The organism is Rhodoferax sp. GW822-FHT02A01 (assembly GCF_038784515.1).
Lineage (GTDB): Bacteria > Pseudomonadota > Gammaproteobacteria > Burkholderiales > Burkholderiaceae_C > Allorhodoferax.
Genome location: NZ_CP152376.1, coordinates 2193293 through 2212213, shown reverse-complemented (window position 1 = coordinate 2212213; position 18921 = coordinate 2193293). Strand labels below are relative to the sequence as shown.

The window sequence follows — 18921 nt, the reverse complement described above, 5'->3', positions numbered from 1 at the left end:
TTGATGTGGTCAAAACAGGCAAAAAAACCTGCGAGGCATACAGTGAAGACTTGCTTATTGGGAGTCTGTCATGAGTGTTTTGCTTCAGGTCGCCATCATCTTAGTTTGCCTTTTCTACGGCGCCAGAAAAGGCGGTATCGCACTGGGTTTGCTCGGCGGTATCGGCATTGTTCTACTCACCTTTGCCTTCAACCTCACACCTGGAAAACCACCAGTGGATGTGATGCTGACCATCATCGCGGTGGTGGCTGCATCGGCCACCTTGCAGGCGTCCGGTGGGTTGGAAGTGATGCTGCTGGGCGCTGAAAAGCTGCTGCGGCGCAACCCCAAATACGTGTCCATCCTGGCACCGTTCACCACCTGTGCTCTGACCATGCTGTGCGGCACCGGGCATGTGGTCTACACCATGCTGCCCATCATCTATGACATCGCCATCAAGAACGACATCCGTCCGGAGCGGCCCATGGCCGCCTCATCCATTGCGAGCCAGATGGGCATCCTGGCCAGCCCGGTATCCGTTGCCGTGGTGTCGCTGGTGGCCTTTCTGGCCAAGGTGCCAGTCAACGGCCATGTGATCGACTTCATCCAGGTGCTGGCCATCACCATCCCATCCACACTGGCAGGTGTGCTGATGATTGGCATCTTCAGCTGGTTCCGCGGCAAAGAGCTCAAGGACGACCCTGAGTTCCAACAACGCATTGCCGACCCGGAAAAGCGCGAGCTCGTCTACGGCCACACGGCTTCGCTGATCGGCAAGACCCTGTCGCGCGACCAATGGGTGGCCATGTGGATCTTCATCGGTTCGATTGTGGTGGTGGCATTCCTGGGCGCATTCCAGGAGCTGCGCCCCGTCGTGGGCGGCAAGCCGCTGAACATGGTGCTGACCATCCAGATGTTCATGTTGCTGGCCGGTGCCTTGATGATCGTGTTCACCAAGACCGACCCCAGCACCATTGGCAAGATGGAAGTGTTTCGCGCCGGCATGGTCGCGGTGGTAGCCGTGTTTGGTATTGCCTGGATGGCAGATACCGTGTTTGAAGCCAATCTGCCGCAGCTCAAGCTCGCATTGACCGACATGGTGAAAACGCAACCATGGACTTACGCCATTGCCCTGCTGCTGGTGTCCAAGCTGGTGAACTCGCAAGCCGCAGCCATCAGCGCCATGGTGCCTGTGGGTCTGGCCATCGGAGTGCCTCCGGGCTACATCGTGGCCTTTGCCGCAGCGTCTTACGGTTACTACATCCTTCCTACCTATCCGAGTGACCTGGCCGCGATCCAGTTTGACCGCTCAGGCACCACCCACATCGGCAAGTACGTGATCAACCACAGCTTCATTGCACCCGGCCTGATTGGTGTGAGCACCTCCTGTCTGGTGGGCTTCCTGCTGGCCACGTCTACCGGTCTGGTCTAGGGCCTTTGCAGCCGGCAATCTCCAGAGCAGCGCTCAGAGATTGCTGGCGGCCATGACCTCGGACACATCGGTTAAACCCAGCAGCACTTTTTCCAGTCCGTCCTGGCGCAGCGTGCGCATGCCCCCGCGCAAGGCGGTGAAGCGGATATCACCAGCCGAGTCGCGCTGCCGGATATGGTGGCGAATCTCCTCGCTGTTGAGCAGCAGCTCATAGATGCCCAATCGCCCCTTGTAGCCGCGGCCCTCACAGGCTTCGCAGCCGCACTTCTGGTAGCTGTAGAGGACGCGACCTCCCTTGCCATCGGGCTTGCCAAAGGCGGCCTTCCAGATCTCCACCTGCATCTGCACATTCTTCTCGTCAGCGCGCTGTACGCTCTCCACGTATTGAAACGCCAGATCGTGGATCTCCTGATCGGTTGCCGGGCGTGACTGCACGCATTTACGGCATAGCCTGCGCACCAGGCGCTGCGCCAGGATCGCCAGCAGCGAGTCCGAAAAGTTGAAAGGGTCCAGCCCGATCTCCAGCAGACGCGCAATGCTCTCCGAGGCTGAGTTGGTATGCAAGGTCGACAGCACGAGGTGGCCGGTGAGCGAGGCTTCGATCGCGATGCGTGCTGTCTCTTCATCGCGGACCTCGCCAATCATGATCACATCGGGGTCGGCGCGCAGGAACGTGCGCATGGCCGCAGCAAAGGTCCAGCCGATGCGCGCATTCATCTGCACCTGACGCAGACCTTCCTGCGTGATTTCAATGGGGTCCTCTGCAGTCCATATCTTGCGGCTTTCGGTGTTGATGTCGGCAATGAGCGAATGCAGCGTGGTGGTCTTGCCGCTGCCCGTGGGGCCACACACCAGAATCAGGCCATAGGGCTTGCGCACGACTTCGCGCAGGTTGTTCAAGTCTGCCTCGCCCAGTCCGATCCCCGAGATGGGGAGCGCCTTGGAGCCCGCCAGCAGACGCAGCACCACATCCTCCAGTCCGCTGGACGTGGGGACCGTCACCACGCGCAATTCCGTCTTGGTCCCGCCAAAGCGCGAGAAGTCGATCTTTCCGTCCTGCGGCTTGCGGTGCTCGGAGATGTCCATGTTGGCCATGATCTTGATGCGCGCAACCAGTGCATAGCGGTAGCGCGACTCGACTTCTAGATGGAGCTTGAGCTCACCGTCCAGGCGCAAGCGGATACGCACATTGGCGGGTGCCGGGCGGGTTTCGATGTGGATGTCGGATGCCTTGAGCGCAATCGCCTCTTCGATCAACGAGTTGATCAGGCGCACCAGGGTGTTGTCCGATTCGCTGACCACGTCGTTGGCCTGCTCGGTCGCCCGGTCGCTATCCAGCGCGAGGTCACTTGCGAGGTCCTTGGAAGACATGCGGTTGACAGAGGTTGCAGACTCAGCAGGAACGGCTGGGCGGGCATAGGCACGGGCGATGGCGGGCATCAGCGTTCCAGGTGCGGGCAACAGACTCAAAATGCGCTTTTGCGTCATGAAACGCAGTTCCTGCAATAGGCGCCGGTCCTGCGGGTCGGCCATGAGCAGCACCAGCACATCTTCGTGCAGCATCAGGGGTACCACCGATTCACGTTCAGCCACATTGGATTTGATCAGCGCAATCGCCTGCGGGTCGAAATCAAATTGCGTGGCATCCACCACGCCGGTGCCCAGCCAGCATGCGATTGCATGGTCGATCTGCTGGTTGGAAACCGAACCTGCCTCCACCAGCATGGTGCCCAACGGTTTGTGTATGCCGCGCGAACGGTCCAGCTCCTGTTGCCTGAGCGTCTTGCCCAATTGCTCCTGGTCTATCAGCTTGGCGTCCAGCAAGGCTTCGCCGATATGGCCAAAGCGCTGGGCATCTGCCGAGGAGTTGGAGAGCGTATGCCACAACTCTGCGGGATTGGCCGGGGTGATGATGTGCAGGAGTTCGGCGTGATCATTCATATTCGTATGGATAAGGTGAGGTCCCAACTTACAAAAACATCATGCCTCCAATATGCAGCGCGATGATCCTCTGGGACCTTCAAACCGCACATTCCATGACGTACGTCATTTTTCTCTAAATTCGTACACAATTCCAGCATGGAGCAAACCACCGTCAAACGCTACTTACCCTGGGTGGTGGCAACAGCGTTATTCATGGAGCAGCTGGACTCCACCATCGTCAACACGGCGGTCCCCTCCATGGCCGCAAGCCTGAACGTGACTCCATTGAGCCTCAAGGGCGTGGTGGCCAGTTACATCCTGAGTCTGGCCGTAGGCATTCCCATCAGCGGATGGATGGCAGACCGGTTCGGCACCCGCCGCGTATTTGCCTGGGCCGTGGCGCTGTTCACCCTTTCGTCGGTGCTCTGCGGCCTGTCGGTCAACGTACCCATGCTGGTGGGTGCACGCATCCTGCAAGGCATTGGCGCATCCATGATGGTGCCCGTGGGGCGGCTGACCATCATCCGGACCTTTGCCAAGTCCGAACTGCTGGTGGCCATGAATTTTGTCGTCATTCCCGCGCTCATCGGCCCCTTGCTGGGCCCGACCGTAGGCGGCGTGATCGTGCACTGGCTGTCCTGGCGCGACATCTTCTTCGTCAACGTGCCGGTCGGCTTGGCGGCGCAGTGGCTGATATATCGCTACATGCCCGATTACCGCAGCGACACGCAGCGTCCACTGGACCTGGTCGGGCTGGTGCTGTTCAGCTCGGGCACAGCCTTGCTGTCGTGGTTGCTGGAGGTGTTTGGTGAGCATCGCATCGACAGTACTTCGGCCACGGTGCTGCTGGTGATTGCTGTCAGTCTGCTGCTGGCCTATGGTGTTCACGCCAGCCAGACCGCCTTTCCACTGTTGCGCCTGACGCTGTTCAAGGTGCGTACCTTCCGCATTTCCGTACTGGGTGGTTTTGTCACGCGCCTGGGCCTGGGCGGCATGCCTTTCCTGCTGCCCCTGCTCTACCAGGTGGGCATTGGACTTACCTCGTGGGAATCGGGTCTGCTGATGATGCCCGCAGCGGCAGCGGCCATGGGCATGAAGCTGGTTGCGTCCCGCGTGCTGGGCCGCTTTGGCTATCGCAAGGTCCTGGTCGTCAACACCGTGCTGATCGGCCTGACGGTCTCGCTGTTTTCCCTGGTAGGGTCCTCCACACCTCTGTGGCACATCGTGTGCCTGAGCCTTACGCAAGGCTTCTTCAATTCGCTGCAGTTCACCAGCATGAACTCCATGGCCTATGCGGATATCGAAGCCAAGGACTCCAGCATGGCCAGCACCATGGGCAGCTCCATGCAGCAGCTGTCCATGAGCTTCGGACTGGCCTGCGGTTCACTGGTGACGGGCTGGTATCTGGGAGACATCCCCCAGACCGACAGGCTGGCCGTGACCAGCGCACTGCACCACGCATTCCTGACCCTGGGCGCCGTCACCATCGTCTCATCCCTTTCCTTCTGGGCCTTGAAGCCCCACGATGGCGATGCGGTCAGCCAGGGCTCTCAGGAACCGGGTGAGTGACCTGTGTCAGACGCTTGCGCAGCTGCGGACTCCACTTGCTTGATATCACCCAGGCCGACGCGGAACTGCTCCAGTCTGGCCTCATAGTCATCCGCTTCGCCATAGCGCAGAAAGCGTGCGTAGCGTGAGTGGGCACCCAGCATCTTGCGCGCATGCTTGATGGGGCAGAAATACTCTTCGGTCCTGCCGACTATCTCTGTTACATAAGCCATCAGGCCGTTGCCATAGGCGCAATAGGTGCAATGGAACCTCTCAATGAAGTTCAGATAGCCGAGCTGCTGCCGGTCAAAAACCATGTAGTCTCTGCGACGTACCTTGACGATGCCATAGATGGGAAAACAGGTCGCCTGGTAGAAGCTCACACACACATCCAGCAGCAGCATCGGAAAGATCATGCTGTAGATGATGGGTCCGGTGATCAGGTTCTGCGGCCTATAGGTCACCAGCCAATGAAAGAAGCCGGTCTTGAGCTTGAGATGTGCCTGGCGCACGGACTCCTCAAACTCAATCCGCCGACCCTTGATCTGGTACAGCGCGTTGGCTTCCTGCGCCTGCACCTCCCGGCGCAGGTCTTCCTCCAGCGCGCTCATCTGATCAAGCAGACGGCGGATTTTTTCATTCATGAGACGGGACGCGTGGCCACTAGTCGATGCTCAGGCGGTGCGTGCCGCCGCCAGCCCTCTTCTTGGCCAGTGTCAGCGTCAGAACGCCGTTCTCGAACTTGGCCTTGGAGGCATCCCGGTCAATGTCCACGGGCAACTGGAAGCTGCGCGAAACGGCACCGAAATACCGCTCGCTACGCAGCACTTTTTCGTCCTTGGTGGTGCTGTCCTGCTGCTTGACTTCGGCACTCAGGGTCACCGTGTTGCCATCCAGAACCACATGGATATCTTCCTTGGCAACGCCAGGCACTTCCGCGTGAACGGTGTATGCCTCCGGAGTCTCCTTGATATCCACCTTGATCTGTGCAGGAGAGGGCAAAGGATCTCCATGCAATGGCCTGACGTAGTAACTGGGTCCAATATCGCGGAAGAAATCGTCGAACAGATTGCCCCGGTTGATGAGTGCGCTCATGGTTGTGCTCCTTTGAAAAAACTTGTTGCTACGACGCCGTAGCCACAATGGCCACGGCCCCCACTGACAAATTTAGGTCGCAGGATTCAATTCTCAAGTCGGGATTGGTGTTTGATTGAGATGGATCAAATATGCACGAAACGGAGTCCCAGAAGGAAGTCGAGCGCGCCCTATCTGCCGCGCGGCGACAGGCGGCAGGCACGACGGAAGGCCTGCAGGTTGGCTTCGGCGCGCTCCAGCAGCCCCCCTTCGGCAAAGCCATCCGTGGGGCCTTCTGACAGCACGGAGGGCTGTCCACTCAACAACGCCAAACCGTCCAAGACATGGCTGGCGGTATGGATGTGAAATTGCCCCCGCTCCACCGCGTCCAACACCTGGTCGTCGAGCATGAGGTGGCGCAGGTTGCGTTCCGGTATCAGCACGCCCTGGTGACCATCCAGGCCCTGGTTTGCGCAGACGCGGAACCAGCCTTCGATCTTCTCGTTGATGCCGCCTACCGGCAGCACGTCGCCGTGCTGATTGAGCGCGCCGGTCACCGCAATGCCTTGTTGCAGCGCCACACCCGAAAGAGAGGACAGCAATGCAAACAGCTCGGCACACGAAGCGGAGTCGCCTTCCACGCCCTGGTATTCCTGCTCGAACACGATGGACGCGCTCAGTGCCAGTGGCGCCCTGTGCGCAAACAACGACGTCAGATAGCTTTGCAGAATGAGCACACCCTTGTCGTGAATGGGGCCTGACATGGATACCTCGCGCTCGATGTTGAGCACACCGCCATGGCCCGCGTGCGTGCGCGCGGATATGCGAACCGGCAGCCCGAAGCGCCAGTCGCCCAGATCGATTTGCGTCAGGCCATTGACCTGGCCCACGCGCGTGCCCTGCACCGAAATCAGTTGATCACCTTCGGCAATCGCTTGCTGCAGGCGCTGCTCCGGGTAGTCGTGGCGCAGACGCCGGGCCACCAGGGCCTGCTCCACATCCACACGGTCCACCAGCAGGCTTCCCTCTCCCTGGGCGCGGGCACGGCGCCTGGCGGCACTCTCCACCACCAGGGTCTCGGTACGGTCAAATATGGCGCTTTGGCGTGTCTGGTCATCCACCTGGCGATGCGTCTCCTCCAGCAGCCGCGCAACGGCCTCGCGCGAGAAGTGCGGCAGTCCCCATTTGCGGCAAGTGTGGGCCACAAACACGGCGGTGCCCGTCCATGTTTCGTCATTGGCCAGAAAGCTCTCAGCGAAGTCCACCTTGACACGAAAGTGGCGGGCAAATTCCGGGTCCGCTTCCTGCACGGCGTAGTACTGCTCTACCGACCCGATCAGTACGATCTTGACGTCAGCATCCACCGCTTCAGGTTCCAGCGACATGGCCGCCATGGGCATGGCGCCAGTGCCGGGCTCTTCGATCTGCACCCGACCGCTGCGCAGGTAGCGACGCAGCTTCTCCCAGACCAGCTCGTCGGCCAGCAAGTCCCGCAGATGCAGCATGAGAAAGCCGCCATGCGCCTTGAGCAGGCTGCCGGCGCGGATGCGGGAGAAGTCGGTCATCAGCACGTCTTCTTCCACCTGGTATTCGATACTGCCGAACAGAGCGCGGAACACCGGGTTCTGCTCGGATATGACCGGTGCCCCGGTGCGCCCCGCGTTGTCCACCACCACGTTGATGGCATAGCGTGCCATCTGCTGCACCAGTGCTTCACGCCGCGCCAACTCGGCTTCCTCATCATCCAAGGGCGTGAAGAGTTGCACGTTCTCCAGCACATCGTGCAGCACCTGGTCCAGATAGGCTCCCAACTTGACCGAATCCTTGATCTGCTTCTTCAAGCTGATGCGGATTTCCTGCAGCTCATGGTCCAGCAAGGGCTTGACGCTCTGGCGGCACAGGGAAGCCAGCGCCTCGTTCATGACACGCTCCAGCGGCCGCATCTTCTCCATGAAGCGCGTGATTTCCTCGCGCAGCTGCTGCTCTGCCTGGTCTATTTCGGAGCGCTGCTCCTTGGGCAGGGCACGTGCCTCCGCCTCAGTCAGGGCACGCCCTTTATCGCCAATCAGGGTGAAGACCAGATGCCCCGATTCACGGAACAAGGTGAAGTGCCTGGCCTCGGCAAAGGCGTCAAGCTCGGCATAGGCCTTGGACTCCTCCACTTTGTAGGCATTGCGTATGCGCTCCTGCTCGGCCTTGAAATCCTCACTGGAGAGGCGCAGTGGTATTTCCGTCTGTAGCGTGCGCGCGAGCGCTTGCATGAGCTGACGCAACTGCCTTCCCTGCCCGGGCGGCATGCGCAGGGCACGCGGATGCTCTGGCATATCGAAGTTGTGCAGGTAGCACAGGTCCGGCGGAACCGACCGGGTCTCGGCCACTGCCTGCATGCTTTGCAGAAGCAGTGACGAACGTCCGCTTCCCACCTCGCCCAGCACAAACAGGTTGTAGCCCGGGTGCTCCAGCCCCAACCCAAAGCGTGCGGCCCGCTCCGCCCGGTCCTGGCCGATCCAGGGTAATGGCTGCAGCACCAGCTCCGAGGTGTCTGCAAAGTGCAATGCCGCCGCGGGAATGCGCAAACGCAGTTCCGAGCGCAACAGATTCCGGATAGCCATGGTTTTAGGTCCTTCAATCAACGGCGCAGACGCATGCGCAGTCCCAGATCGGTACGTGAGTCGGCGTTGGCCAGCGCCACTTCGGGGGCAATGCGGCCGCGTTGCACTTGTTCAAACAGTGACTGATCGAAGGTATGGGTTCCTGCGATGGTCGCCTTCTCCAGCGACAGCCGCAGCTCATCGATCGCGCCACGCTGTATCAGCGAGGCCACATGGGCGGACTGCAGCATCACTTCGGTGGCAAGTGCCTGGCCGCCTCCCTGTCCTGGCAACAGACGCTGCGCCACCACGGCCTGTAGATTGAGTGACAGGTCCATCAGCAGTTGCTTGTGCGCCGACTCCGGAAAGAAATTGAGTATGCGTTTGATCGCCTGACTGGCATTGCTGGCATGCAGGGTGGACACGCACAGGTGACCGGTTTCCGCATAGGCAACGGCATGTTGCATGGTCTCCTGATCGCGGATCTCACCGATCATGATCATGTCGGGCGCCTGACGCATGGCGTTGCGCAGCGCGTCGGAAAAGCTGTGCGTGTCCACACCCACTTCGCGCTGGTCCACTGTAGAAGCGCCATGGTTGAACAGGTATTCAATCGGATCCTCCACCGTCAGGATGTGCCCGCTCTGTCGGTTGGCGCGGTATTCCACCATGGATGCCAATGTCGTTGTCTTGCCGGAGCCAGCCGCACCGATGATGAGCACCAGTCCGCGCGGCAATAGCGCAAGCTCACCCACGATCTCCGGCAGTCCCAAGGCATTGAAATCGGGAATATGGCTTTGCACCAGACGCGCCACCAGACCAACTTCCCTACGCTGACGGTAGACATTGATACGGAAACGCCCAACGCCTTGTGGCGCGTAGGCAATATTGCATTCCAGCGTGCGTTCAAAATCCGCAATGGTCTGCGGCTCCATGGCCGAGTACGCCAGCGCCTGCACCTGACCGGGCAGCAGCTTAGGTACAGGCAGCGCCTGCACGCGGCCATCCACCTTGATCTGGGGCGGCGCACCCGTGGTCAGGAAGAGGTCGGAAGCTTTGCGGTCAACGACCACGCGCAGCAGGGCATTCAGGTCATAGTCTTCCATCATGGTCTCTCCTTCGTTTTTCCTCTTCCCATGCTTACATGGTAATCGTGGGCGCAAGACTTGACCAACGGCAATCAGGGCAAACTTGACGTGGGGCAAAGGAGTGGGTTTTGTAAATCACGCGTAACACTGCTCGCCCTGCTCACGCGCAGGCGGCATCCTTCGGGACAACATGAAGGAGTAACCCAATGGAATCAGTGCATGACAACCTGGTCTACGTCGATTTCCAGAATCGACGCATGTCACCCAACCAGAACGCCGCGTTGGAGGAGTTTGCAGAATGGGGCAAAAATTTCGCGCACTATTACGACCTGGAGCGGCTGTACTCCTTCTCCGACAACTCCCAATCTCTGGTACGTGCCGTCGTCGAACTCGTCGAGAGCGCCTAACGCCACCATCCGCCCCGTACCTCAGTAGTGGATCGCGCGCGGAGCACCGCCTCCCACCGCAACCGCATCGCCATTGATTGCGCGAGACCTGGGTGAAGCAAGAAACACAACCACGTCCGCCACCTCTTCTGCAGTAACCACACGCCCGGTACTGTTGCCCGCATCCAGCTCCGCCTGAACCACCACCTTGTCCACACCGCGGCGTTGCGCATGGTGCGCCACCATGTCCGCGGTGCGCTCAGTGACGGTCACACCCGGGTGCACCGCCGTCACATTGATGCCATGTGGCCCCAGCTCATCGGCCAAGTTTTTCGTCAGAGCCGAAACGCCCACGTTGCGGATGCTGCCCACGGCATTGCCGGTGGAACGCGCAGCCAGCCCGCTGACGTTGACGATGCGACCCCAGCCGCGCGCCTTCATGCCAGGTGCCACTGCCTGGGCCGTGCGCAGGTAGCCCATGACCTTGATGTCCAGTTGCTGGTGAAAGAAGTCGCTGGTGATGTCTGCGAGTGGCGGCGGTGGCGCATAGCCAGCCGGTTCAGCCGCGGCATTGACCAGAATATCGATGCCACCACCCAGCTTTTCCTCGGCTTCGGCCACAGCGCGCCGCACGGCCTGCAGATCACCGGTGTCGGCCGCCACGCCGATCACCCGACGACCGCTGGCCGCGGACAGTTCGGTCGCTGCAGCCGCAAGACGCTGCGGGTCGCGCGCAAGCAAGGCCACGTCAACACCTTCGGCAGCCAGTGCGCGCGCCACCGCCTTGCCGATGCCACGGCTGCCCCCCGTGACAAGTGCGCGTTTTGATTCGAGTTTCAAGTCCATGATGCCGTTTCTCCCCGACTGTCACCAGACGTCGGCGTTGTGGGCCTTGGGTTCACGCTGCTCTGCAAACCTTGCGGCCAAAAAATCCAAAAACACCCTTACCTTCGAAGACAGGTGATGCCTCTGGGGATAGATGGCATAGATGTCCGAAGACAGTCCTTCCCACGCGGGCAACACACGCTGCAGTTGCCCCGAACGCAGATACGGTGCGACATCCCATTCTGAGCGCAACACAATGCCGTGTCCGGCCAACGCCCATTCCACGGCGATCTCGCCAAAGTTGGTGCTCAGACCGCCGTACACCTTCACCATCTCCTGGTGTTGCCCGTCCGACAAATGCCAGTTGTTGAAAGCGGTGCTGCTCTCACGGATGACGATGCACTCATGGGCATGCAGATCGCGCGGCACGGTCGGAGCCTTGCGGCCCTGCAGATAGGTGGGCGCAGCGCATAGAAAGCGCCGGTTGGGCGCAAGCTTGCGCGCAAGGATGCGCCGGTCCGGTGGTGCGCCGAAATGGATGCCGATATCCATGGCGTGGGCTGCCAGATCCAGGGATCGGTCCGTCAGCTCCAGAACGATCTCCACCGACGGATACAGCCGCCTGAACGCCTCAATCACTGGCGACAGATGGCACCGTCCAAAACCGAAGGTAGCGTTGATCCTCAACAGCCCATGGGGCACGTCGGACCCCGCCGCCAGGGTGCGCTCCAGGCTTTCGATTTCGCGCAGGATGCGCCCGCCTTCTTCCAGGTAGCGCTCGCCCTCGGCCGTCAGGCTCAAACGGCGGGTGGTCCGGTTCAAGAGGCGCACGCCCAGTCTTTTCTCCAGCTGGGCCAGTCTGCGGCTCACGGCCGGCGGCGTTACACCCAGCTCCAATGAGGCGGCGGCCAAACTGGGTTGGCGCGCCAAGATGGAGAAGAACTGCAGGTCTGGAGAGTCTTTCATTCGTGCAAATTATTACCGAATGAATTACTTGTGATGCCATTGATGCCATTGACTGCAAGCAATAGCATTGACCTACCGCCTTTTCATCACACCTGCATGCCCGCCATTTCCCTGCCTGAACTTCTGATGATGCTGAGCCTGGGCGCAGCTCTGGGTTTCTTTGGTGGCCTGTTTGGCATTGGTGGCGGCATCATCTGCATTCCGATGCTGGTGCTGGGCTTTGGACTGGACCAGGCGGTGGCCCAAGGCACGGCCCTGGTCCTGATGGTGCCCAACCTGTTGATCGCCTGGCTGCGTTACAGCCAGCGCCATCCGGTTGCGTGGAAGACCGCGCTGCAGATTGGCTTGCTGGCCTGCATCACCACCTGGCTGGTTGCGCACATGGCTACCCGTTTGCCCACCGACCTCATGCGCACCATCTTCAGCATATTCCTGCTGTTGCTGTCCCTGCGCATGCTGTTCGGAACCCATGCCACCGCCGCCCCCGAGGAGAACAAACCACGCGACTTGCGTTACCTGCCCCTGGTCGGAATCGTGGGCGGCAGCAGCATGGGGCTGCTGGGCATCGGTGGTGGGCTGGTGGCTACGCCCATATTCAATGGCTGGTTTGGTCAACGCCAGACGGTTGCGCAAAGCCTCTCGCTGGCTCTGGTGGCACCGAGCTCCATCATTGCCCTGCTGACCTACAGCGGCGCGCACCGGGTGGCCTGGTCCATGGGGCTTCCCATGGCCATTGGCGGACTGTTTACGGTATCTGCCGGTGTCGCGGTGGCCCACCGCTTGCCCGAGCGGCGCATGCGCCTGGCCTTTGCCTGGATGCTGCTGGCTACCGCTGCATGGATGCTGCTCAAGCCTTTGCTCGACTGACCTCCATGCGCGGACCGCTTTCAACTTCGCCCGTACGTGGTGCATGCATTGCAATCTCCAGCTCAGCCCGCGTGGGCAGTCCGTCGTTGTCACCGGGATACTGGACCACGCGGGCGCCGATGGCGTTCCCGCGCAAGGCGGCCTCTGCAAGAGTGAGGCCATCCAGCAGCGCGCTGATGACACCGACGGCAAAGCCATCACCCGCCCCCACGGTGTCCACCACCTGCGGCACCAGGAATCCGCTCACCATTCCCTGTGCCGAAGCACTGGCGCAATAAGCCCCCGCCGGTCCGCACTTGATCACGACCTGTCTGGCGCCCCGATCCAGGTAGTAAGTGGCAATGTCCTGTGGCGTGTCGAGTCCGGTCAGAAGCCGGCCTTCCGCCAGCCCCGGCATGACCAAGTCGCATTGGGCAGCCAACGCGTTGAGGGTGCGCACCATCACGGCTTCGCTCTCCCATAACTTGGGGCGCAGATTCGGGTCGAACGAAATGGCAACCCCCGTCGCACGCGCCTGACGCACCATGTATTCCACCAGCTCGCGCACACTGCCGGAAAGCGCTGGACTGATGCCGGTGATGTGCAAATGCCGGACCGTCTGGAGTGCATCCGGGGGCATGTCGCCCAGCCCCATGTGACTGGCCGCTGAGCCTTTGCGGAAGTACTGCGTACTGGGATCCTTGCCGGACTCCTCCCGCGACTTGAACATGAGGCCGGTGGGGTGCAGGCGGTCCAGCTGTACATAGCGGCAATCCACACCTTCGCGCGCCATGGCCGACAGCAGGTACTCACCCAGCATGTCGTTGCCGACGCGGCTGACGTACCCGACACGCAGCCCCAGGCGGCTCAGGCCAATGGCCACATTGAGCTCCGCACCTGCGACGGAACGGTTGAATTGCTCGACTTCTGGCAGCGGCCCAGTGGTACGCGCTGAGAACAGTGCCATGGCCTCACCCACGGTGAGTACGTCAAGAGCTTGCATGGGAACAGGTGGTTGAAGAAACTCCACCATGGTACTCACATGACCGCTCCGAGCTGCCAGGGAACGAACTCGTTGTCCCCCAGGCCATTGCGCTCGCTGCTGCTTTGCTGTCCGGAAGCGGTTGCCAGCATGAGCTCAAACAGCTCCTGCCCTGCCTCGGCAATGGTCTGGCTGCCTTCCACCACGGTGCCCGCATCGAAGTCCATGTCGAGGCGCATGCGCTGGAACAGCGCGGAGTGGGTGGCCAGCTTGAGTGAAGGGGTCGGCTTGCAGCCATAGGTGGAACCACGCCCGGTGGTAAAGCAGATCAGGTTGGCGCCGCCCGCGACCTGGCCGGTGGCGGAGACCGGGTCGTAGCCCGGGGTATCCATGAAAACCAACCCGTGCGCGCGCACCGGTTGCGCATATTCGTACACCGCCATCAGTCCGGTGCTGCCTGCCTTGGCCACCGCACCCAGGGACTTTTCCAATATGGTCGTGATGCCGCCGACCTTGTTTCCGGGCGACGGATTGTTGTTCATGTCGGCGCCATGGGTCGAGGTATAGGTCTCCCACCATTGCAGCCGCGCCATCAGCTGATCGGCCACGGCCTGGGACGCAGCACGCGCAGTGAGCAGGTGTTCGGCACCGTAGATCTCCGGCGTCTCTGACAGAATGGCCGTGCCGCCATGGCGCACTAGCAGGTCCACCGCAGCGCCCAGCACCGGGTTGGCGCTGATGCCGGAGTAGCCATCGGAGCCACCGCACTGCAAACCCACCACCAGATGGCTGGCACTGACGGTTGTACGCCTGGCTTCGTTGGCCATGGGCAGCATGGCAGCGAGTGCTTCAATCCCTGCGGCTATGGCTTCTCGTGTTCCGCCAGCCTCCTGGATCTTCAATGTGGCCAAAAGGCCTGGCCCACGTGGGGCCAGGCCGTCCACAATGCCGGCGACCTGGTTCACCTCGCAACCCAGGCCGATGACCAACACACCGGCAAAGTTGGGCTGGTCGGCATAGCCCCGCAGGGTGCGACGCAACACATCCATGCTCTCGCCCTTGCTGGCCATGCCGCAGCCCTGGCCATGGGTGATTGCCACCACACCATCCACGTTCGGATAGTCCTGCAATACCTGCGGCGTGAAATGCTGTGCGATGCGTTGGCACACCGTGGCCGAGCAATTGACGCTGGCAACAATGCCCAGGAAGTTGCGCGTTGCCACACGGCCATCGGGGCGCACAATGCCCTCAAACGTTGCCCCATCATGGGTGATCGGCGTGGCCCGGTAATCCACTCCCGCTCCATGCTGCGCGCGCGAAGCCACCATGTCCACGTTGTGGACGTGAACATGCTCGCCAGCACCGATCGCGCGCGTGGCAAGCCCGATGATTTGTCCGTACTTGCGCACCGGTTCTCCGGCACCGATGGTCTGCAGCGCGATCTTGTGGCCCGCATCTATGGCATCCACTGCCAGAACGCGGCTCGCGGCGCTTGCAACGGTTTGCCCGGCTTCGATGCGGCTGCGCGCAACGGCCACGTTGTCCAGATCGCTGAGCTGGATCAGCGCAGGCACTTGTATGGTCATGGGGAAGTCTCCGGTCGGATGAGGCAAGCCCGAATATACTCAAATTGGTCAGGCCAGTTTGATTAATGATAAATTGGCCTGACCCCGCGTGTCAAATCGCAGAGCGAATCCAACCGGTGACTTAAACTGCCAGACAACGCCTAGGAGTGAGCATGCTGGATCAATTGAAACAAGTCGACAACCGTCGGCTGTATCAGCAAATTGCCGACCAGATCAGAACCCTGATAGACAAGGGCAACTACGCCGTCGGCGCGCGCCTGCCGCCCGAGCGTGAGCTGGCCCAGCAACTGGGCGTATCACGCCCTTCCGTGCGCGAAGCCTTGATTGCTCTGGAAATCGAAGGCTGCGTGGAAGTGCGCATGGGGGCCGGCGTTTACGTCTGCAGCGTCACCCAACGCAAGCCGCAGGCACAGGCAACCATGGGGGAAAGCCCTATCGAACTGATGCAGGCCCGAGCCGCAATCGAAGGAACGGTGGTGCAAATGGCCTGCGCCAAGGCCACACCGGCAGCACTGGCTACGCTGCGGCAAACCCTGGACAACATGCTTTCGGCCATGGCGCAGAACCGTTCCCCCCTAGCCTATGACCGCCAGTTTCACCAGACCATTGCAGCCATGTCCGGCAACACGGTGCTGGAGCGGCTGGTGGGCGAACTCTTCGATGAGCGCCACAGCCCCATCACAGCCCGCCTGAGCGCCCACTCCGAATCAGGACAGACCTGGGCAACTGCGCTACAGGAGCACGAAGCCATCCTGCGCGCACTCGAAAACCGCGACGTCCTGGCCGCCCAGACCGCGGTGCGCGCGCACCTGCAGGCCTCCGAGCAGCGCTGGGTGGAAAACAACCGGCGCGAATGGTCCTGAGCTAACTCCGCCCGGCAGCAGCCGGGAAATCCCGCACGCTGGCATGACCCCCGCCCCCTTGGGAGGCTCTGCTGCGGCCAGAAATCCGCCATTCAGCCTCCAAACCCAGGGTAAACACCCATCCCCATTCGTCAATTGGTAAGGCCAAATACGCCATATTAGGTCGGGTGGCCTTACCCATTTTGAACCCAGGCAGCCATTTTTCCCTTTCCCGCATTACCGCCTCCAGGAGTCTGCAATTGCCGCAACCAGTGTCCGTCAACGTTCATGCCCAGAGCCCGGCCAGCGGCGATGCATCGGCTCCCTTGTTGCGACTGGACGGCATCACCAAACGGTTCCCCGGTGTGCTCGCGCTCGACGGGGTGAGCTTTGAGGTGCTGCGCGGCGAGGTGCATGCCGTCTGTGGCGAAAACGGTGCCGGCAAATCCACGTTGATGAAGGTGATCAGTGGCCAGTACCGGCCCGATGCCGGGCGACTGGAATACCTGGGACAGGTGTGCCATTTCGATTCCACCGCGCAGTCCGAAGCCGCTGGCATTGCCATCATCCACCAGGAACTCAATCTGGTGCCCCACCTGTCGGTGGCAGAGAACGTCTACCTGGCGCGCGAGCCACGCAAGGCCTGGCTGATCGACAAGGTCCGGCTGCGCAAGGATGCCCAGCAATGCCTGGACCGCCTGGGCGTCGACATTTCGCCGGATGCCATCGTGCACACGCTGTCGGTCGCGCAGCAGCAGATGGTGGAAATCGCCAAGGCCCTGTCGCTCGACGCCCGGGTGCTGATCATGGACGAGCCGACCTCGTCGCTGACCGACTCCGAAACCAGCCAGCTGTTTGCCATCATCCACGAGCTCAAGCGAGCGGGAGTAGGCATCGTCTATATCTCGCACCGCCTCGATGAGTTGGCGCATATCGTCGACCGCGTGAGCGTGTTGCGTGACGGGCGCTATGTGTCCACCGACCGCTTCTGCGACACCAGCGTTGAAAAGATCGTCGCCAAGATGGTGGGGCGTTCGCTGGACGATGTGTTTCCCAAGCGCACCAGCCAGCCCCAGGCCGAGGTGATCTTTCAGGTGAAGGGGCTCAGCCGCAAAGGTGCTTTCCATGACATCGGCTTCAACTTGCATCGGGGCGAAATCCTGGGCTTTGCCGGCCTGATGGGTGCGGGGCGGACCGAAGTGGCACGCGCGATTTTTGGCGCAGATCCCATAGACGCAGGTGAAGTGCATCTTCTGGGCAAGCAACTGACCATCCGTTCGCCAGTGGATGCAGTACGCCAAGGCTTGGCCTATCTGTCGGAAGACCGCAAACACGACGGTCTGGCCGTCAAGATGAACGTGGCACAGAACATCACCCTGGCACATATGGAGGCCGTCTCCAACCGTGCAGGAATGATCCGCTTCGACAAGGAGCAGGCTGCTGCAGCGCATTACATCGAAGCACTGGGCATACGCACACCCAGCACGCGCCAGACCGTGCGTCTGCTGTCAGGGGGCAACCAGCAAAAGCTGGTGATCAGCAAGTGGCTCTTCCGGGAGTCGCGCATCCTGTTCTTCGACGAACCGACACGCGGCATTGACGTGGGTGCCAAGTATGCGATCTACCAACTGCTGGACCAGCTTGCTGCACAAGGCATAGGCGTGGTGATGATCAGTTCCGAGTTGCCGGAAATCATGGGCATGACCGACCGCATTGCCGTATTCCACGAAGGCCACCTTGTCACCACATTGAACACCCGCGAGACCAGCCAGGAGGAAGTCATGCACTACGCCTCCGGTCGCAAGGCCGCACACCTTTCCTGAAACACCTTCTCCCACGACTGCCCCATGACCGAACACCAGAAAGACCTGCTACAGAAATTTGCCGCGCTTGCCAGCCTGCTGGGCTTGATCGTGATCTTCTCGTTCACCAGCAATGCCTTCTTCTCCGTGGGCAACGGCATGACCATTGCCCTTCAGGTGACGTCCATCGCCTACCTGGGCATTGGTGCGACCTGCGTGATCATCACCGGGGGCATTGACCTGTCGGTGGGAGCCATTCTGGCACTTGCCGGCGTCATCGCCGCCATGGCCACCAAGGCAGGAGCCCCGGTGCCACTGGCCATGCTGGCGGGTCTGCTGGTGGGCGCCCTCTGCGGCCTGATCAACGGCCTGTGCGTGACGGTACTCAAGCTGCCACCTTTCATCGCCACGCTGGGCATGATGCTGGTTGCCCGCGGCGTGGCACTGCAAATCACCGATGCCAAGGCCGTGGGCGGGCTGGGCGACAGCTTTGCCGAGCTGGGCAACGGTTCCCTGTGGCGCGTGGTGAAGATTGGTGCCGATGGTTTCCCGGATGTGGTGTTTGTGGGCATCCCGTACCCGGTGCTGCTGATGGTAGTGCTGGCCATCGCAGTATCTGTGTTGCTGAACCGTGCCACGCTGGGCCGGCACCTGTACGCCATTGGCTCCAACCTGGAAGCAGCGCGCCTGTCCGGGGTGAAGGTGCAACGTGTCACCTTGTTTGCCTATGTGTTCTCGGGTCTGCTCGCCGGCATGACGGGCTGCGTGCTGATGTCGCGCCTGGTAACTGCGCAACCCAGTGAGGGGTTGATGTACGAACTCGATGCCATTGCATCGGCCGTCATTGGTGGCACATCGCTCACAGGCGGCGTGGGAACGATCTCCGGAACCATCATAGGCGCCTTCGTGATCGGCATTTTGCGCAACGGCCTGAACATGGGCGGCGTCTCCGCCTTCACCCAACAAATTCTGATTGGCCTGGTCATCCTGCTGACGGTGTGGATTGACCAGATGCGCCATCGCAAGTGATCCCTACCGGCAGGGCTTACCG

The 18921-nt window shown here is 61.1% G+C and carries 16 protein-coding genes; 7 read left to right on the top strand and 9 right to left on the bottom strand.

Annotated features, from left to right (window positions below):
- The first annotated feature begins 70 nt into the window (after nt 1-70).
- Nucleotides 71-1411 carry an anaerobic C4-dicarboxylate transporter gene (locus AAGF34_RS10360; RefSeq protein ID WP_342620519.1) on the top strand — a complete coding sequence of 447 codons (1341 nt, stop codon included), beginning with the start codon at nt 71-73 and terminating at the stop codon, nt 1409-1411.
- Nucleotides 1412-1444: 33 nt separating this feature from the next.
- On the opposite strand, the gene AAGF34_RS10355 is transcribed toward AAGF34_RS10360, so the two are convergent.
- Complete coding sequence (locus AAGF34_RS10355) at nt 1445-3352, bottom strand: ATPase, T2SS/T4P/T4SS family (RefSeq protein WP_342620518.1); 1908 nt, start codon at nt 3350-3352, stop codon at nt 1445-1447.
- 138 nt (nt 3353-3490) lie between these two features.
- On the opposite strand from AAGF34_RS10355, the gene AAGF34_RS10350 reads away from it, so the two are divergent.
- Entirely contained in the window at nt 3491-4903 is a 1413-nt protein-coding gene (locus tag AAGF34_RS10350) for a DHA2 family efflux MFS transporter permease subunit (protein WP_342620517.1), read from the top strand.
- On the opposite strand, the gene AAGF34_RS10345 is transcribed toward AAGF34_RS10350, so the two are convergent.
- The 4 genes from AAGF34_RS10345 to AAGF34_RS10330 all read right to left on the bottom strand — a co-directional run bounded on the left by AAGF34_RS10345 (nt 4885) and on the right by AAGF34_RS10330 (nt 9656).
- Entirely contained in the window at nt 4885-5526 is a 642-nt protein-coding gene (locus AAGF34_RS10345) for a hypothetical protein (protein WP_342620516.1), read from the bottom strand. The two genes, AAGF34_RS10350 and AAGF34_RS10345, sit on opposite strands and share 19 nt — an antisense overlap.
- Nucleotides 5527-5545: 19 nt before the next feature.
- Nucleotides 5546-5977: an Hsp20/alpha crystallin family protein gene (locus tag AAGF34_RS10340; RefSeq protein ID WP_342620515.1), complete on the bottom strand. Its 432-nt coding sequence runs from the start codon at nt 5975-5977 to the stop codon at nt 5546-5548.
- Nucleotides 5978-6147: 170 nt separating this feature from the next.
- Nucleotides 6148-8568, bottom strand: coding sequence for an ATP-binding protein (locus AAGF34_RS10335; RefSeq protein ID WP_342620514.1), 2421 nt, complete (start codon nt 8566-8568; stop codon nt 6148-6150).
- A 17-nt stretch (nt 8569-8585) separates the two neighbouring features.
- Nucleotides 8586-9656 carry a PilT/PilU family type 4a pilus ATPase gene (locus AAGF34_RS10330; protein ID WP_342620513.1) on the bottom strand — a complete coding sequence of 357 codons (1071 nt, stop codon included), beginning with the start codon at nt 9654-9656 and terminating at the stop codon, nt 8586-8588.
- 185 nt (nt 9657-9841) lie between these two features.
- Between AAGF34_RS10330 and AAGF34_RS10325 the strand changes: the two genes are divergently transcribed.
- Nucleotides 9842-10042, top strand: a complete 201-nt coding sequence (locus tag AAGF34_RS10325) for a hypothetical protein (protein WP_342620512.1) — start codon at nt 9842-9844, stop codon at nt 10040-10042.
- 21 nt (nt 10043-10063) lie between these two features.
- Here AAGF34_RS10325 and AAGF34_RS10320 read toward each other — a convergent pair whose 3' ends face one another.
- On the bottom strand, nt 10064-10867 hold the full coding sequence (locus AAGF34_RS10320) for an SDR family oxidoreductase (RefSeq protein WP_342620511.1): 804 nt from the start codon (nt 10865-10867) through the stop codon (nt 10064-10066).
- A 21-nt stretch (nt 10868-10888) separates the two neighbouring features.
- The gene (locus AAGF34_RS10315; RefSeq protein ID WP_342620510.1) at nt 10889-11812 is read right to left on the bottom strand and encodes a LysR substrate-binding domain-containing protein; all 924 of its coding nucleotides are present in this window, start codon (nt 11810-11812) and stop codon (nt 10889-10891) included.
- Nucleotides 11813-11908: 96 nt separating this feature from the next.
- Between AAGF34_RS10315 and AAGF34_RS10310 the strand changes: the two genes are divergently transcribed.
- Complete coding sequence (locus AAGF34_RS10310) at nt 11909-12679, top strand: sulfite exporter TauE/SafE family protein (protein ID WP_342620509.1); 771 nt, start codon at nt 11909-11911, stop codon at nt 12677-12679.
- On the opposite strand, the gene AAGF34_RS10305 is transcribed toward AAGF34_RS10310, so the two are convergent.
- The gene (locus AAGF34_RS10305) at nt 12660-13661 is read right to left on the bottom strand and encodes a sugar kinase (protein WP_342620508.1); all 1002 of its coding nucleotides are present in this window, start codon (nt 13659-13661) and stop codon (nt 12660-12662) included. The genes AAGF34_RS10310 and AAGF34_RS10305 overlap by 20 nt on opposite strands.
- Before the next feature lie 35 nt (nt 13662-13696).
- Nucleotides 13697-15226 carry an altronate dehydratase family protein gene (locus AAGF34_RS10300; RefSeq protein ID WP_342620507.1) on the bottom strand — a complete coding sequence of 510 codons (1530 nt, stop codon included), beginning with the start codon at nt 15224-15226 and terminating at the stop codon, nt 13697-13699.
- Nucleotides 15227-15378: 152 nt separating this feature from the next.
- Between AAGF34_RS10300 and AAGF34_RS10295 the strand changes: the two genes are divergently transcribed.
- The 3 genes from AAGF34_RS10295 to AAGF34_RS10285 all read left to right on the top strand — a co-directional run bounded on the left by AAGF34_RS10295 (nt 15379) and on the right by AAGF34_RS10285 (nt 18899).
- Nucleotides 15379-16089, top strand: coding sequence for a FadR/GntR family transcriptional regulator (locus AAGF34_RS10295; RefSeq protein WP_342620506.1), 711 nt, complete (start codon nt 15379-15381; stop codon nt 16087-16089).
- A 251-nt stretch (nt 16090-16340) separates the two neighbouring features.
- Nucleotides 16341-17891 (top strand): sugar ABC transporter ATP-binding protein, encoded by a 1551-nt coding sequence (locus AAGF34_RS10290; RefSeq protein ID WP_342621075.1) that lies wholly within the window; start codon nt 16341-16343, stop codon nt 17889-17891.
- A 24-nt stretch (nt 17892-17915) separates the two neighbouring features.
- Nucleotides 17916-18899 (top strand): ABC transporter permease, encoded by a 984-nt coding sequence (locus AAGF34_RS10285; RefSeq protein WP_342620505.1) that lies wholly within the window; start codon nt 17916-17918, stop codon nt 18897-18899.
- Nucleotides 18900-18921: the final 22 nt, after the last annotated feature.